Source organism: Bradyrhizobium sp. BRP20, assembly GCF_020194215.1.
Lineage (GTDB): Bacteria > Pseudomonadota > Alphaproteobacteria > Rhizobiales > Xanthobacteraceae > Bradyrhizobium > Bradyrhizobium yuanmingense.
Genome location: NZ_JADYVY010000002.1, coordinates 578,051 through 593,767, shown reverse-complemented (window position 1 = coordinate 593,767; position 15,717 = coordinate 578,051). Strand labels below are relative to the sequence as shown.

The 15,717-nt window shown below is 66.4% G+C and carries 15 protein-coding genes; 11 read left to right on the top strand and 4 right to left on the bottom strand.

The features are described 5' to 3' along the window. Window positions 1-37: 37 nt before the first annotated feature. The 5 genes from accC to aat all read left to right on the top strand — a co-directional run bounded on the left by accC (window position 38) and on the right by aat (window position 5,314). On the top strand, window positions 38-1,396 hold the full coding sequence (gene accC / locus I6F33_RS07520) for an acetyl-CoA carboxylase biotin carboxylase subunit (RefSeq protein ID WP_036022882.1): 1,359 nt from the start codon (window positions 38-40) through the stop codon (window positions 1,394-1,396). A gap of 106 nt (window positions 1,397-1,502) precedes the next feature. Next, window positions 1,503-3,029, top strand: coding sequence for a CHASE3 domain-containing protein (locus tag I6F33_RS07515; RefSeq protein ID WP_225141778.1), 1,527 nt, complete (start codon window positions 1,503-1,505; stop codon window positions 3,027-3,029). After that, the gene (locus tag I6F33_RS07510; RefSeq protein WP_036000093.1) at window positions 3,026-3,466 is read left to right on the top strand and encodes a response regulator; all 441 of its coding nucleotides are present in this window, start codon (window positions 3,026-3,028) and stop codon (window positions 3,464-3,466) included. Before I6F33_RS07515 ends, I6F33_RS07510 begins: the two co-directional genes overlap by 4 nt. Beyond that, on the top strand, window positions 3,463-4,578 hold the full coding sequence (locus I6F33_RS07505) for a sensor histidine kinase (protein ID WP_225141776.1): 1,116 nt from the start codon (window positions 3,463-3,465) through the stop codon (window positions 4,576-4,578). Before I6F33_RS07510 ends, I6F33_RS07505 begins: the two co-directional genes overlap by 4 nt. A gap of 55 nt (window positions 4,579-4,633) precedes the next feature. Continuing rightward, the gene (gene aat / locus I6F33_RS07500; RefSeq protein ID WP_057029056.1) at window positions 4,634-5,314 is read left to right on the top strand and encodes a leucyl/phenylalanyl-tRNA--protein transferase; all 681 of its coding nucleotides are present in this window, start codon (window positions 4,634-4,636) and stop codon (window positions 5,312-5,314) included. A gap of 12 nt (window positions 5,315-5,326) precedes the next feature. Here the strand turns inward: aat and I6F33_RS07495 are convergent, their stop codons facing one another. Beyond that, window positions 5,327-6,355: a DUF2155 domain-containing protein gene (locus I6F33_RS07495; protein WP_192893224.1), complete on the bottom strand. Its 1,029-nt coding sequence runs from the start codon at window positions 6,353-6,355 to the stop codon at window positions 5,327-5,329. Window positions 6,356-6,559: 204 nt separating this feature from the next. Between I6F33_RS07495 and I6F33_RS07490 the strand changes: the two genes are divergently transcribed. Together I6F33_RS07490 and I6F33_RS07485 are read left to right on the top strand one after the other, a co-directional pair. After that, a complete protein-coding gene (locus tag I6F33_RS07490; RefSeq protein ID WP_225141774.1) occupies window positions 6,560-7,606 on the top strand; it encodes a Na+-dependent transporter in 1,047 nt (348 codons plus the stop codon). Window positions 7,607-7,644: 38 nt separating this feature from the next. After that, window positions 7,645-7,899, top strand: coding sequence for a PepSY domain-containing protein (locus I6F33_RS07485; RefSeq protein ID WP_036000102.1), 255 nt, complete (start codon window positions 7,645-7,647; stop codon window positions 7,897-7,899). Window positions 7,900-7,975: 76 nt separating this feature from the next. Here the strand turns inward: I6F33_RS07485 and I6F33_RS07480 are convergent, their stop codons facing one another. Next, window positions 7,976-8,914, bottom strand: coding sequence for a GlxA family transcriptional regulator (locus tag I6F33_RS07480; protein ID WP_074447899.1), 939 nt, complete (start codon window positions 8,912-8,914; stop codon window positions 7,976-7,978). A 104-nt stretch (window positions 8,915-9,018) separates the two neighbouring features. Between I6F33_RS07480 and I6F33_RS07475 the strand changes: the two genes are divergently transcribed. After that, complete coding sequence (locus I6F33_RS07475) at window positions 9,019-9,705, top strand: DJ-1/PfpI family protein (RefSeq protein ID WP_225141772.1); 687 nt, start codon at window positions 9,019-9,021, stop codon at window positions 9,703-9,705. 422 nt (window positions 9,706-10,127) lie between these two features. On the opposite strand, the gene I6F33_RS07470 is transcribed toward I6F33_RS07475, so the two are convergent. Next, window positions 10,128-10,535, bottom strand: a complete 408-nt coding sequence (locus I6F33_RS07470; RefSeq protein WP_036022873.1) for an NADH:ubiquinone oxidoreductase subunit NDUFA12 — start codon at window positions 10,533-10,535, stop codon at window positions 10,128-10,130. 240 nt (window positions 10,536-10,775) lie between these two features. On the opposite strand from I6F33_RS07470, the gene I6F33_RS07465 reads away from it, so the two are divergent. The 3 genes from I6F33_RS07465 to I6F33_RS07455 all read left to right on the top strand — a co-directional run bounded on the left by I6F33_RS07465 (window position 10,776) and on the right by I6F33_RS07455 (window position 14,406). Then, a complete protein-coding gene (locus tag I6F33_RS07465; protein WP_225113967.1) occupies window positions 10,776-11,489 on the top strand; it encodes a BA14K family protein in 714 nt (237 codons plus the stop codon). 239 nt (window positions 11,490-11,728) lie between these two features. After that, entirely contained in the window at window positions 11,729-12,151 is a 423-nt protein-coding gene (locus tag I6F33_RS07460) for a response regulator (protein ID WP_036022871.1), read from the top strand. After that, the gene (locus I6F33_RS07455) at window positions 12,148-14,406 is read left to right on the top strand and encodes a CHASE3 domain-containing protein (protein WP_225141770.1); all 2,259 of its coding nucleotides are present in this window, start codon (window positions 12,148-12,150) and stop codon (window positions 14,404-14,406) included. Before I6F33_RS07460 ends, I6F33_RS07455 begins: the two co-directional genes overlap by 4 nt. A 21-nt stretch (window positions 14,407-14,427) precedes the next feature. Here I6F33_RS07455 and I6F33_RS07450 read toward each other — a convergent pair whose 3' ends face one another. After that, entirely contained in the window at window positions 14,428-15,708 is a 1,281-nt protein-coding gene (locus I6F33_RS07450) for a malonyl-CoA decarboxylase family protein (protein WP_081492890.1), read from the bottom strand. Between the last annotated feature and the right edge of the window lie 9 nt (window positions 15,709-15,717).

Below are 15,717 nucleotides of genomic sequence, written 5' to 3'. Positions count from 1 at the left end.
CTCGCCATTCGCCACTCGCCATTCGCTGCAGGACAACATGTTCGACAAGATCCTCATAGCCAACCGCGGCGAGATCGCCCTTCGCATCCTCAGGGCCTGCAAGGAGCTCGGGATCGCCACCGTCGCCGTGCACTCCACCGCCGACGCCGATGCCATGCATGTGCGGCTGTCGGACGAGAGCGTCTGCATCGGGCCGCCGGCGTCCAAGGACAGCTATCTCAACGTGCCCGCCCTGCTCGCGGCCTGCGAGATCACGGGCGCCGACGCGGTGCATCCCGGTTACGGCTTCCTCTCCGAGAACGCGCGCTTTGCGGAAATCCTCGCCGAGCACAATCTGCACTTCATCGGTCCGAAGGCCGAGCACATCCGCCTGATGGGCGACAAGATCGAGGCCAAGAAGACCGCCAAGCGCCTCGGCATCCCCGTGGTGCCCGGCTCGGACGGCGCCGTCGGTCCCGACGACGATGCGATGGCGATCGCGAGGAAAATCGGCTTCCCCGTGCTGGTGAAGGCGGCGGCGGGCGGCGGCGGCCGCGGCATGAAAGTCGCGCACAGCGAGGCCGACCTCCAGGTCGCCTTATCGACGGCGGCCAACGAGGCCAAATCCGCCTTTGGCGATGCTTCCGTCTATCTGGAAAAATATCTGCAGAAGCCGCGCCACATCGAGATCCAAATCCTCGGCGACGGCCGCGGCGGCGCGATCCATCTCGGCGAGCGCGACTGCTCGCTGCAGCGCCGCCACCAGAAGGTCTGGGAGGAAGGCCCCTCGCCCGTGCTTGCTGCCGCCGCGCGCGCCAAGATCGGCGAGACCTGCGCGAAAGCGATGCGCGAGATGAAATATCTCGGTGTCGGCACCATCGAATTCCTGTTCGAGGACGGCGAGTTCTACTTCATCGAGATGAACACCCGCATCCAGGTGGAGCATCCCGTCACCGAGAGCATCACCGACATCGACCTCGTGCTGGAGCAGATCCGCATCGCCGCCGGCGGCGACCTGCCGGCCAGGCAGGACGAGGTCCAGGTCATCGGCCATGCGATCGAGTGCCGCATCAACGCTGAGAATCCGCAGACCTTCCGCCCCTCGCCCGGCCGGATCCTGCAATATCATCCGCCCGGCGGCCTCGGGGTGCGGATCGATTCCGCCGTCTACCAGGGCTACACGATCCCGCCCTATTACGACTCCCTCGTTGGCAAGCTGATCGTGCACGGCAAGACCCGCGCCGAATGCCTGATGCGGCTGCGCCGCGCCTTGGACGAGATGGTGGTCGAGGGCATCGAGACCACGCTGCCGCTGTTCCGCGCGCTGGTGCGCGAAGCCGACATCATCAACGGCGACTACCACATCCACTGGCTGGAGCAGTACCTGGCCGGCAAGGTGGAACCAGCGCCGCGATAATCACGTCCTCTCAAGGAACCCCTTGCCTCCAATCGCGTTCTAGACGGTTGGGGCCAGTTCCAAGGGGGCGTTTTGAACTCCATTGCCCGCAGACAGGTGAACCGTCGTGACGGCTGAAGGCCAGCGACGGCGCGCATTCTGGCAGATCCTGCTGTTCGCGGCGGGCCTTTTGGTGCTGACCGTGATCAGCGCCGGTTCCGTCTATCTCGTCAACAAGGCGCGGGAGGACAGCAAATGGGTGGTTCACACCATCGAGGTGGAGAACCAGATCAATGCCCTGCTGCTGGAGATCCGACGTGCAGAGAGCGGCGCTCGTGGCTACCTGTTGACCGGGGAAGACAACTTCAGGACTGACCATGAAAAGGCCGTGGCCGCCATCATCCCGGCCCTCGACAAGCTCACCCGCCAGAGCGTCGACAATCCGGGGCAACGCGAGAATGTCGAGAAGCTGAGCGCGGCGATCGAAACCCGGCTCAACCAGTTCGCGCAGGAAATGGCCTTCATTCGGCAAGGCCAGCCGGACAAGGCCACGGCACTGGTGCGTGAGCTAGCAGCCCAGGACGCCACGGCGAGGATCGCCAGCGTCGCCAACACGATGATGCGGGAGGAGGAGCGGCTGTTCCGCCTCCGCACGGCCAACTCCGACCGCAGCCAGACCCTGGCCGCCTCGATGACCGGTATCGGATCCGGCCTGGTTGTGGTGCTGGCGCTGATCTCGATCTGGCTGGTGCGGCGTTCGACACGCGAACGCGATGCGGCCGAAGCGCGCCTGCGCGAGGCCTACGCCAACCTCGAGACCGTCGTCGACGAGCGCACGGCGGATCTGCGCGAAGCCAACGACGAGATCCAGCGCTTTGCCTATATCGTCAGCCACGATCTGCGCTCGCCGCTCGTTAACATCATGGGCTTCACGAGCGAGCTCGATGAGCTCGGCGGCGACATCTTCCGCCGCATCGGCAGCCTCTCGCACGCCCCCGCGGAAGGAGCGCCGCTCGCGCCCGCCGCGCCGGGCGAGATCGCGCTCGAGGGCGGCGACAAGCAGCTCCAGGAGGATTTCTCCGAAGCGCTCGGCTTCATCAAATCGTCGATCGCCAAGATGGACCGGCTGATCTCGGCCATCCTCAACCTCACCCGCGAGGGCCGGCGCGAATTCCAGCCGGTGAAGGTCGACACGCGCGAGCTGATCGAGGCCATCGTGACGACGCTGGCGCACCAGGCCGCCGAGGCGCAGGCCGAGATTCACGTCGAGCCCCTGCCGGACCTCGTGAGCGACCGTCTCGCCCTCGAGCAGATCTTCTCCAACCTGATCGACAATGCCATCAAATATCTCAAGCCCGGCGCGCCCGGCGAGATCAGAATCCGCGGGCGGACCAAGCTCGGCTACGCTATCTTCGAGGTCAGCGACAACGGCCGCGGAATCGATCCCAAGGACCACCAGCGGATATTCGACTTGTTCCGCCGCGCGGGAACCCAGGACAAGCCCGGCCAGGGCATTGGTCTTGCCCATGTGCGTGCACTTGTGCGTCGCCTCGGCGGCACCATGTCGGTATCATCGGAACTCAACACGGGCAGCACCTTCACGATCACGCTGCCGATCGCCTGGAACGTGAGCAACCGGAACAGAGATCGATGACCCAGCCTGTCACCATCATCATGGTCGAGGACGACGAGGGCCATGCCCGTCTGATCGAGCGCAACATCCGCCGCTCGGGCGTCAACAACGAGATCGTCTCCTTCACCACCGGGACCGACGCCATGCGGCACCTGTTCGGCGCCGACGGCTCCGGGCTGGTGCAGAAGGGCAACGCGCTCCTGATCCTGCTCGACCTCAACCTCCCCGACATGACCGGGATCGACATCCTGAAGCAGATCAAGGAGAACAAATACCTGAAGGCCTCGCCCGTGGTGGTGCTGACCACCACCGACGATTCCCAGGAGATCAAGCGCTGCTACGAGCTCGGCTGCAACGTCTACATCACCAAGCCCGTCAACTACGAGAATTTCGCCAACGCCATCCGGCAGCTCGGTCTGTTCTTCTCGGTCATCCAGGTCCCGCCCGCCGCCACATGAACCAGCGCACGCCGACACTGCTCTACATTGACGACGACGGGGCGCTGGCGCGCCTGGTCGATCGCGGCCTGACGCGGCGCGGCTTCCGGGTCGTCCATGCCGCGAGCGGCGAGGAAGGGCTCGCGCACATCCGCCGCGCCGCCGCCCAGAACAGCACCGAAGGCGGCATCGACGTCGTCGCGCTCGATCAGTACATGCCGGGCCTCGACGGGCTCGAGACGCTCGAGCAGATCATGGCGATCCCGGACGCGCCGCCCGTCGTGTTCGTGACCGCCTCGCAGGATTCCAGCATTGCGGTGACGGCGCTCAAGGCGGGAGCGGCCGACTATCTGGTCAAGGACGTCCAGGGCGACTTCATCCCGCTCCTCCACGTCGCGGCCGAAGGCGCGCTGCGCCAGGCCGAGCTGCAACGGGCGCGCGAGGAAGCCGAGGCCGAGATCCACGCCTCGCGCGACCGCTACGCGGCGCTCGCCGCCGAACGCGAGCTCCTGCTGCGCGAGGTCAACCACCGCGTCGGCAACTCGCTCCAGATCATCGCCTCGCTGCTGCACCTGCAGGCAAGCTCCGCCGCACAGGACGAGGTCAAGGCGGCGCTGACCAACGCGATGGGCCGCGTCGCCGCGGTGGCGCAGGTGCACCGCCGCCTCTACACCTCGCAGGACCTCAAGAGCGTGGTCCTCAATCAATATCTGGACTCGCTGCTCGAGGATCTCAGGCGGTCGGCCGAAGGCAACCGCATGTCGCGCCTGACGCTGAAGGCCGAGCCGATCGAGATCGATCCGGACCGTGCGGTCGCCGTCGGCATCATCGTCAACGAGCTGGTGATGAATGCGGTGAAATACGCCTACCCCGACGGCGCCGGCCCGATCCATGTCGAGCTGATCTCGCAAGGCGATGACCTCCTGCTCTCGATCACCGACGACGGCGTCGGCGACAACGCCAAGGCCGATCCGCGCTCCACCGGCATGGGCCAGCGCATCGTCGCAGCCATGGCCACCAAGCTCGACGCCACGGTCGAGCGCGATCCCACGCATTCCGGAACCCGGGTCGTGCTGAAGTTCGGCCGCATGCCCGCAAGCGTCGGCAAGACCAGCACCGCTGCCACGGGCTGAGCGGTTCGGCCGCACCCATCGCAACTGCATTGCGATCCTGCTATGATGGCAAGCCATGACTTCGCGCGACTCCGCCCCGTCTGAAATCACGCCGGCCGTGCTGCTGCGCGCTTATGCCTGCGGCATCTTTCCGATGGCCGAAAGCGCCGACGATCCGACCCTGTTCTGGGTCGAGCCGGAGCTGCGCGGCGTCATCCCGCTCGACGGCTTCCGCGTCGCCTCGCGCCTCGCGCGCACCGTGCGCTCGGATCAGTTTCGCGTCACCGTCAACACCGCATTCAAGGCGACCATCGCCGGCTGCGCGGCGCCGCAAGTGGGCCGCGAGGACACCTGGATCAACAAGCGCATCCGCGACCTCTATGGCGGGCTGTTCGAGCTCGGCCATTGCCACAGCGTCGAAGCCTGGCAGGGCGACGAGCTCGTCGGCGGTCTCTACGGCGTCAGCCTGGGGCGGGCCTTCTTCGGCGAGAGCATGTTCCACAATGTGCGCGATGCCTCGAAGGTCGCGCTGGTGCATCTGGTCGCGCGGCTCATTCACGGCGGCTTCGAGCTGCTCGACACCCAATATGTCACCGAGCACCTGAAGAGCTTCGGCGCCGTCGAGATCTCGCGGCGACGCTATACCGCGCTGCTCGACAAGGCGCTGGCGGGCGAGCCCGGCGATTTCCTGAAGCTCTCCGCCGGCGAAGCGATCCCGGGCGCAAGCGCCCTCGAGATCATCGCTTCGCGGCAATAACAAACAGCTCGGTTAGCGGCCAAACCCGGGAATGCCGAACAGGCCTGGGCGCTGCTCCGGTGGTGGCGGCGGTGGCGGCGCCGGTTGCTGCTGCTGGATCGGCGGCAGCGGCTGCGGCGGGCGCTGCTGCACCTGCTTGGGCGCGGCCTTCTTCTGCGCGGGCGGCGGTGGCGGCGGCTTGGCCGCGGCCGGATCCGGTGCCGCCGTCGCCACAGTCTGCTGCGGCTCTTTGCAGTCGGTCAGCCAGATGTCGTAGATCGGATGCTCGACGCCGTGCAGGCCGGGGCTCGCCGCGTACATCCAGCCCGAGAAGATCCGCTTCACCTCGCCCTGCAAGGTGATCTCGTCGACCTCGACGAAGGCGTCGGTGTTGGCCGCTTCAGTCGCCGGACGCGTGTAGCAGGCGTTGGTCTTGACGCGGAGCGCACCGAACTGGACGGTCTCGCCGATCTCCTCGTCGAAATTGATGATGCGCCCGGTGATCTTGTCGAGGCCGGAGAACGTCGCCTTCTTGTTCACGATCTTCTGGGCCGGCGGCTCCGTCACGACCTCGTCGCCCGGCTGGAGGCTGGCCGGCGTCTGCGGCACGCCGCCCTTCTGCTGGGGCTGCCGCTGACCGGGCGCTCCGGGAGCGCCTTGCGGACCCGGCGGAGTGATCGCGGCCGAGGGCGGCTGGTTCGGCGGCGCGAGGGTCGAGCCCGGCGGCGGTGCTAGGGGCTGGGTCTCGACCGGCCCGGGCATCACGTTGCCCTGCCGGCCCGGAGGCGGCGGCATCGGGCGCGACGGCAGCACCCGGCCCTGCGGCGGCAGCTCCGGCACCTCTTCGTCGTCCTCGGGCATCTGCTGCGGCTGGGGCTGGCCGCGCGGAATGCTGCCGGGCGGCCGCAGCGGCGGCGGATCGGAGAAGATCGTGCCGATCTGCGCACTTGCCGGCGTCGCAGCCGTCAGTGCGGTGGCGGCCAAAAGCGCCGCAAGACCGGTCAGGGAAAAGGTTTTGAACATTTCGCGCGGCTTCAACAGCGAATCGGGCTCGTTGGACATTCTACAGGGGATACCGCCGCTCGCAGGCCTTCCGGTTAACACGCCGAATACGGCGGGGGAAGGGCGGCATCCCTGCCCTTCCCGGCCCGGTCTGGCCAGGCCGGCTCCCGGATGGGATAGTCCTGAGCCCCTCGCCGGGGCACCCCCATGGCCGAAGGCGAGCATGCCCTCCAAAGCGCTACACAGCCGATAATACCGACAGAAATGCCCTCCCTCGTCCGAGCCGTCCTCGCCCTTCCCCTGCGTGCCCTCGGCTGGCTTGGTGGCCAGGGCACGCGCGCGGTGGCGGCGATTGCCTTCATCGCGGTCGCGGTGCCGCCGCTCGGCGCGCTGCTGCGCCCCTACGTCACCGAGGCGATCTTCCTTCTGCTCTGCATCTCCTTCATGCGCGTCGATCTCGGCGCGCTGTACGGACATCTGCGCCGGCCGGCGCTGGTCGCGGCCGCCACCGCCTGGACCACGATCGGCGTGCCGCTAATCTTCGCCCTCGCTGCCCACGCGACGGGGCTCTCCACGAGCTCTCCAGGCCTTGCTCTCGCGCTGATGCTCCAGGGCATGGCCTCGCCGATGATGGCGGCGCCAGCGCTTGCCGCGCTGATGGGCCTCGATGCCGCGCTGGTGCTGGTCACGCTGGTGACCTCGACCGCGCTCGTGCCATTCACCGCCTCGCTGTACGCGAGCCTGTTTCTCGGCGGCATGCTCAGCATCTCTCCGATGACGCTCGGCTTGAAGCTGCTCGGCATCCTCGCCGCATCACTGGTGACCGCCACGATCATCCGCCGTCTGGTGGGCAGTGATGCAATCCAGCGCCACAAGCGGCCGATCGACGGCCTCAACATCATCATACTCTTGGTGTTCGCCTCCGCAGTGATGGGCGACGTCGCAACCGAGTTTCTCGCCGATCCGCTGTTCACGATCGCCGTTGCGCTGCTCGCTTTTGCGGTCTACTTCACCCTCCTCGCCGCAACCACGCTGATCTTCCGACGTGCCGGCACCGAGCGCGCGTTCGCGCTCGGCCTGATGGTGTCACAGCGCAATCTGGGCCTGATGCTGGCGGCCACCGCCGGCGCGCTGCCGGCGACGACCTGGCTCTATTTCGCGCTGACGCAGTTTCCGATTCACTTTGCGCCGTACATGCTGATGCCGATCGCAAGGCGCCTGACGGCACGCACGAATGGGTCCAGCGAGGCAAAAAAGGCCGAAGTTCACTCGTTTGTGTCACAGGAGCGCCGTGAAGGAACAACAATCTAAGGTGGCCGTTCAAGGTCTGTTACCCAAAGGAGGTCGCGATGAGGTTTGCCGTGATTTTGGTTCTCGGCTCGCTCGCGCTGGGCTCGGCCGCGAGAGCCGATCGACCCGGCCCCGACTGGATGCCGATGCAACAAGTGATAGCCAAGATCCTGGAGGCGGGCTATTCCGAGGTCACCAAGCTTGAAGCCGACGATGGCCGGTGGGAGGGCGAAGGCATCAAGAACGGCCAGAAGATGGAATTCCGTGCCGATCCCAAAACCGGCGCCATCGTGAGCGAGAAGCCGGACAAGTGAGCATCGCCGAAGTCCGCTTCTGAGCAACGCCCGACTTCGCCGTTCCGCAGGGCTCGCCAAGGTCAAGAGAAACGTCCTACCCCGCCCGCGCCGCGCGCCGCAGCGCCTGCGGCGGCTGGCCATAGGCGCGGATGAAGGCACGCCGCATGCGCTCGGGGTCGCGGAAGCCGGTCACCTCCGCCACGCGCTCGATCGCCTCGCGCGAGGACTGCACGCGCTCGCGCGCGACTTCGAGCCTGAGCCGCTCGATCGCCTTGGACGGTGTCGTGCCGGTCTCGGCGGCAAAGGCGCGGGCAAAATGCCGCGCGCTCATGCCGGCGCGATCGGCGAGATCCTCCACCGTCAGCGGCGCGTCGAGATTTTCGCGTGCCCAGGACAAGAGCGTGCCGAAGCGTCCGTTTGGCGCCTTCAATTCCAGCAGCGACGAGAACTGCGACTGGCCGCCGCTGCGGCGATGGTACAGAACGAGCTGCCGCGCAGTTGCCTGCGCGATCTCCTCGCCGTGGTCCTCGGTGACCATAGCCAGCGCGAGGTCGATCCCTGCGGTGATACCTGCGGAGGTCCACACATTGCCGTCGCGGGTGAAAATCTGGTCCGGCTCGAACTTCACCTTGGGAAACCGCGCGATGAAATCGCGCGTCCGTCCCCAATGCGTGGTGGCGCGGCGGCCGTCGAGAAGCCCCGCCTCGGCGAGCACGAAGGCGCCCGAGCAGACGCTCGCGACCCGCACGCCGCGCCTTGCAAGCCGCTGCACGAAGGCCCGCGTGATCTGACAGCGCCCAGCTTCCGCGACGCCCATGCCGCCGGCGACGACGAGCGTCGTGATCGCGTTCGCGGTCTTGAAGTCGCGCGCCATCATCTCAACGCCGGACGAGCTGCGCACCAGCCCCGGCTTGGCGGCCAGCACGCGGATGGCTGGCGCCTTGCCGAGGCAGCGCGCTGCGATCTCGAACGCCGAGATCGGACCTGCCGCATCGAGCAGCTGGAAGTCCGGGAAGATCAGGATGCCGATCATGGGCCAAGCCGTAACGTATGTCCGAAAGCGAGGGAATTATGCCATTTCGGACAGAAGGGCACCATGCCATTCTGCCGGCGTCAAGCGCATTATCGGAGGCTCCCATGTCGTCACCGCTCCAGATCGGAATCCTGGTATTTCCGCGCGTCACCCAGCTCGACTTCACCGGGCCCTTGCAGGTGTTCGCCATGGTGCCGGACGCAAAGCTGCACCTGATCTGGAAGCGGATCGAGCCGGTGCCGAGCGATTCCGTCCTGACGCTGACGCCGACCACGACCTTTGCGGATTGCCCCCAGCTCGATGTCATCTGCGTGCCGGGCGGCCAGGGCACCAACGACCTTCTCAACGACGAGGACGTGCTCGAATTCCTGCGCAAGCAGGCGGCAGGCGCCAAGTACGTCACCTCGGTGTGCACGGGATCGCTGGCCCTCGGCGCCGCCGGCCTTCTGAAGGGCTACCGCGCCGCCACCCATTGGAGCGCAATGGAGATGCTCGCACAGTTCGGCGCGACGCCGACCAAGACACGCGTCTGCGTCGATCGCAACCGCATCACCGGCGGCGGCGTCACCGCCGGGATCGATTTCGCGCTGACGCTGGTCTCGATCATGGTCAATCGCACCACCGCCGAAGCGATCCAGCTCCAGATGGAATATAATCCAGCCCCGCCGTTCAATGCCGGATCGCCCAACACCGCGCCAGCCGAAGTGCTGGCGCTGCTGAGGGAGCGCGGCGCGCAGAACCATGCACGGCGGCTCGAGGCGGTGCAGCGCGCGGCCGAGCGGGTGGCGTAAAGGATCGGGCTTGCTCTTGTACCCCGGACGCAGCGCAGCGCTGCACGCTGCACCGCGTCCGGGACACGCGAGGCGAACAACGACAGAAAAAGGCCGCTCGGTTTCCCGAGCGGCCTTTCCTGTCTCACGGTGGCTGCACATTCACATCGGGCGATGTCGGAGCTTCCAGACCGGGGGCCTATCTCCCGATCGAGTCCTTCCTCGGCGGCCGCTGCATCTCGGGACAGTCGCGAACTGTTGCCCGAACCGAACGCGATGGTCTCCCATCTCCGTAAGATGGGATCATTGAGCCGCATCGCCCGCCTCGCGGCAACACCTGCGCAGGCGGCATCCCCGCTGTTCCCGTTGTCCACAGCGGCGCGGCGCGGATGCATGTGCATCCGCTTTGGACGATGGTGATTCGTGGGTCGGCCGAAAGGGGCTTAGCCGGGCGTCCAGGGCTGATAGTCGCCGGTCGCCTTGGGACGCCTGCCGCTGGCGAGCGTCGAGCCGGAGGGCCGATAGGCCTTCGCTGTGCCGGTGAGGTTCGGCTGGTGCGGCTTCTCCCACTCGCGCGGCTGATAATCGATTTCGGTCGGCGGCTTGTCGACGACGTGGTGAATCCAGCCATGCCAGGACGGTGGAATCCGGCTCGCTTCCGCGTAGCCGTTATAGATCACCCAGCGCCGCTCGAAGCCGAGCGCCGGATCGATCGCCCCGCCCCGCGTGCGGTAGTAACGGTTGCCCTGCTCGTCCTCCCCGACCAGCTCGCCATACCGCTTGGTCCAGAGCTGGGTGCCAAAGGTCTGGCCATTCCACCAGGTGAAGAACTTGAGGAAGAATTGTTTCATGCGGCAAGGGCCCTGCTTCGTGGGGTCCTGATGCCATCCGGGGGCCGAAATGTCCAGTTCGGCAGGCGCGTCGGCGCCCCCGCAAATCCGCCTGCCGCGCACGCCCCTGCCGCAAAGCCGACGCGATTCATTCATGCCCGGTACAGCGGCGGGACCTGAGGCTTCATGCGCGCGCAAACCGGCGTGATCCCAGGAACCCCCGCGCTTTCTCAGGGTTGCTTTCCGGGAAAGGAGTTTACCATGAACAGTCTGAAATTGTTGAGTGCCGCTGCGACGGTGGCGTTGGTTCTTCCCTTGGCGAGCCCGAGCTTTGCGCAGCAGAGTCGTGCCGCCGCGGTCGGAGCGGGCGGTGGTGCGGCGATCGGTGGCGGAGGTGCCGCGGTCGGTGGCGGAGGCGGCGGCTTCGGTGGCGGCGCCCGCATGGGCGGCGGCGGCGCCGCGTTCCAGGGCGGTGGCGGCGGTTTCGGGGGCGGAGCCGCGATGCGCCCGAGCGGTGGCAATTTCGCAGGCGGTGGCGCGGTCCGTCCGGGCGGTGGCAGTTTCGTCGGGGGCGCGGCAGACCGTGCCGCTATCTCGCCGAGCTTCAGTGGGACCCGTAGCGCTGCAGTTGCGGGCAACTGGCAGGGCGGCAGCGGCAATTGGCAGGGCGGCAGCGGCAACTGGAGCGGTCGTCACTGGCACGGTCGCCACCACCATCATCATCGCCACGGCGGCTTCTGGCCGGGCTTTGCGGCTGGCGCCGCGATCGGCGGCCTCGGCTCCTACGCCTATTACGGCAGCGGCTACGGCTATTACGATGATCCCTACTACTACGGCTACTATGACGAGCCGTCGGTTGCCGTAGTGCAGGATGGCGGCGGCGACGCCGCTTATTGCGCGCGGCGCTTCAAATCTTACGACCCGGCCTCGGGCACCTATCTCGGCTACGACGGCCGGCGGCATCCTTGCCCGTAAGCAGATCGCGAAGACTAGAGGCGAAAGGCGCCGCAGCGATGCGGCGCCTTTTTTGCAATCGGCGCCTTCCTCGCTCCTTTCGGCTCCATCACCCTCGCGGATAAATACAACATCGATGCAAATGGACCTTTATGCACCAAACCGTGCATATCCTGCGCGATCCAATCGCAAATTGACCGGACCCACGATTCGCGGATATCACAAACCACAGTGGGGACTTCGATCTTCTGGGAAGTGTCATGCCGCGTATTCTCGTGGTTGATGACGATCCGATGGTCGGCGCGACCATCGAGGTCCTCCTCCAACGTCAGGGCTTCGACGTCACGCTGACCGACGGCGGCGAAACAGGACTGGCTGCGCTGGAATCGCAAGCCTTCGACGTCATGCTGGTCGACATCTTCATGCCGCATATGCGCGGCTTCGAATCCATCCGCATCTTTCACGAGCGCGCCCCTGCCACGCCGCTGATCGCGATGTCAGGCTATGCCTTCGCCTCGTCCGCCTCGCCCTCTCCCGATTTTCTCCGCATGGCGCTTGAGCTCGGCGCAACGCGCTGCCTGCGCAAGCCGTTCACGCCGGAAGCGCTGCTGACCACGATCCGGGAATGCCTTGCCGGCGCGGGCGAGAGCGCGCCGCCGAAGGACCAGAAAGAAGCCCCTTGATTCCAACGCAGCGCGTCATTCTCGGTGTTGGACTTGCCATCCTCCTGATCATCACCGCGGCCTCGATCGCCCTCGACGTCAAGTCGCGGTCCGACGCGGCGTCGGTGAACCACACCGTCCAGGTGCAAAAGAAGATCTCCGATCTGCGCGTGCTGCTGCGCCGGGCCGAGAGCGCCGCGCGCGGCTACGAGCTCTATCGCAGCCAGGGCTTCAGCGACGAGTTCCAGGCGGTGCACGCCAAGCTCGCGCCGGCCCTCGCCGAGCTCAAGCGCGACGTGCGCGACACCCCCGATCAGGTCGCCCTGCTTGAGGGCACCGAGCCGCTGGCGCTGCGCCGGATCGAGATCGCCGCCACCGCGATGCGCCTGCGGGCCGCCAACGACCAGGCCGGCATTGCCGCGCTCAACAGCAAGGCCGAGGGCCGCGGCCTCATGGACACGGTGATGCGCAATCTCGACCGCCTGAGCGCGGAGGAAGAACGCCTGCTCGCCGCCCGCTCCCAGGATTCGCGCCGCACCGGCATCGTGCTGCTCGGCATCGACGTCGCCGGCGCCGTGCTGATCCTGCTCCTGGTCGCGTTGGTGATGCGCGAAAGCCGCCGCACGACCGGTGAGCTCCAGAGCTCGCTCGAGCAGACCCAAGCCGCCAAGGCGGCGCTCGAGGCGGCGGTGGCCGAACGCACCGAGCACCTCGTCGCCGCGCATGACGAATTGCGCCTGTCGGTCAACGTGCTCCAGAGCACGTTTCGCAGCATGGCGGAGGCGGTGCTGGTCATCGACGCCGAGGGCACCGTGCTGCTGTCCAATCCGGCCGCCGAGCGCATGCTGCTGCATCGCACCGGCATGAACGTCGGCAATCTGCGCGCGCTGTCCGACGTGTTTCACGGCGACGGCGTCACGCCGCTTCCGGCCGACGAGCTGCCATCGACGCGCGTGCTGCGCGGCGAGCAGTTCGAAGAGCTGGAGATGATCGTCCGCCCGCACAGCGGCAACCCGCCGCGCCATCTCATGGTCAGCGGCCGGCCGATGCGGGACGGGCAAGGCAACATCTCCGGCGCGGTGCTGGTCTATCACGATGCGACGACCTCGCGCGAGACCGAGCGGCAGTTGCACCAGTCGCAGAAGCTGGATGCGATCGGCAAGCTGACCGGCGGCGTCGCGCACGACTTCAACAACATGCTCACGGTCATCTCCGGCAACACCGAGACGCTGGTGGAGCGCCTGAAGGACCAGCCCGAGCTGCAGCGCACGGCCCGGCTTATCGACGATGCCGCCGAACGCTGCGCCGAGCTGATCCAGCACCTCTTGGCATTCGCGCGCCGGCAGCCGCTCGAGCCGCGCAACGTCGACATCAACGCCGCGATCTCGGACATCGCAAAGCTTCTGCGCCCCACCCTCGGCGAGCAGATCCAGATCGAGACTGTGCTGGAGCAGGGGCCGATGACGACGCATATCGATCCGTCCAGGCTCACCAACGCCGTGCTCAACATGGCGATCAACGCCCGCGACGCCATGCCGGGCGGCGGCAAGCTGCTGCTGGAGACCCACCGCGTCGTGCTCGACGAAGCCTATGCGCAGGCCAATGCCGACGTGGCAGCGGGCCCCTACATCATGCTCGCGGTCAGCGATACCGGCACCGGCATGCCCTCTGACGTGCAGCAGAAGGCGTTCGAGCCCTTCTTCACCACCAAGGAGGTCGGCAAGGGATCCGGCCTCGGCCTCTCCATGGTCTACGGCTTCGTCAAGCAATCCGGCGGCCACATCAAGATCTACAGCGAGGAAGGCCACGGCACCACGATCAAGCTCTACCTGCCGCCGGGCGAAGGCGCAGCGGACATCGCAACCGGCGTCACGCCGACGGCCGAAGGCGGCGCCGAGACCATTTTCGTGGTCGAGGACGATCCGCTGGTCCGCAACTTCGTCACCGCGCAGCTCCAGAGCCTTGGCTACAAGACGATCGCCGCGTCCGACGGCAAGGCGGCGCTGGACCTGATTGAGGCCGGGCAGAGCTTCGACGTGCTGTTCACCGACGTCGTCATCCCCGGCGGCATGAGCGGCCGCGAGCTCGCCGACGAGGTGGCGAGGCGCCGGCCGGGCGTGAAGGTGCTCTACACCTCCGGCTACACCGACAACGCCATCGTCCATCACGGCAAGCTCGACGACGGCGTGCTGCTGCTGACCAAGCCCTATCGGCGCAACCAGCTCGCCGAGATGATCCGCAAGGCGCTGAACGGCGGCGGGATGGCGCCGAGCTAGCGCAACGAACTTGATCGCGGCTCAGTCGGTGATGTGCAGTAGAGCATCGACATCAGGCGAACGGACGATAGTGCCGTCGCGTACAAATGCTTCGTGATTGGTCTCAATGGTGTTGTGGTCATAAAGATAGTTGACCATGATCCCGAAGGATTCTTGAATCGCACGCAGAGCGGTATTGCCGAGCCAATTGATGCGCTCGAGCCGTGCGCCGTTGCCGAGGTGAAAACGCGCCACGGGGTCGATGCGTATCGAGGGCTTCCGTGTCAGATAGCTAGCGCAGAGCCGCAGCAAGGGCACGCGCAGCTTCTCGCTCTGCGCCGGGTCATTCCACCAGCTATCGCTCTCCAGTTGCGATAACAGCGCCGCATCGGGATCACTTGCATTTGCAAGCCGATTAGCGAGCCATTGCCGAAATCCCGGTACCGGAGATAGGGTGGAAAAACGCTTCAGCTGCGGAAACTCCGACTGCAGCTCTTCAACGACCTGCTTGATCAGGAAATTGCCGAACGCCACGCCGCGCAGGCCGTCCTGACAATTGGAGATCGAGTAGAAGATCGCGGTGTCGGCGCGCGCGGCGCGTTGCTGCGCGATGGCTTCACCGTCGTCCTGCGACAACAACGGCTGCACGGCCGTGGCCAGTCCTTCCACCAAAGCAACCTCGACGAAAATCAGTGGCTCGCCTGGAAGTGCGGGATGAAAGAAGCCAAAGCAGCGCCGATCGGGTGCAAGGCGCCGGCGCAGGTCGTCCCAGCCCTTGATTTCGTGCACGGCTTCGTAGGCGATCAGCTTTTCCAGCACCGCGGCCGGTGTCTGCCAGTCGATGCGCCGCAACTCGATGAAGCCGCGGTTGAACCATGAGGCGAACAAATGCTTGAGATCCGCGTCGAGCAACTTCAGTTCGGGGTCAGTGCGCATGTATGAAGCAATTTCGCTGCGAATCGCGATCAGCGCGCTGATCCCGCCGGGTGCCATGTTGATTCGCCGCAGCAGTTCCTGGCGCGGCGGCTCGGCAGCACGCGCGAGTGCGGCCGCGGCTTCTGCGGTGCCTTCGGCGAGGTAGCGCTGCGCCGCCGCGCGCAAAGCCGGACCGTGAGGATGGAATTCCGTGGCGAGATAGCGCTGAAAGCAGCGGCGATCGTTGTCGTCGAGTGCACCAAGCATCTCGCGCAATTGCCGCGCGACCAGCGCTCCTGAGGCCTGGCTGCGCTCGGAGAGCAGCGATGCTGCGAGCTGCTTCGCGCGATCGAGGAGCGGCATTGTCGTGCTGGATGGATCGTTGAAAGTTTGGCGGATTGCGGACATGACTATTCC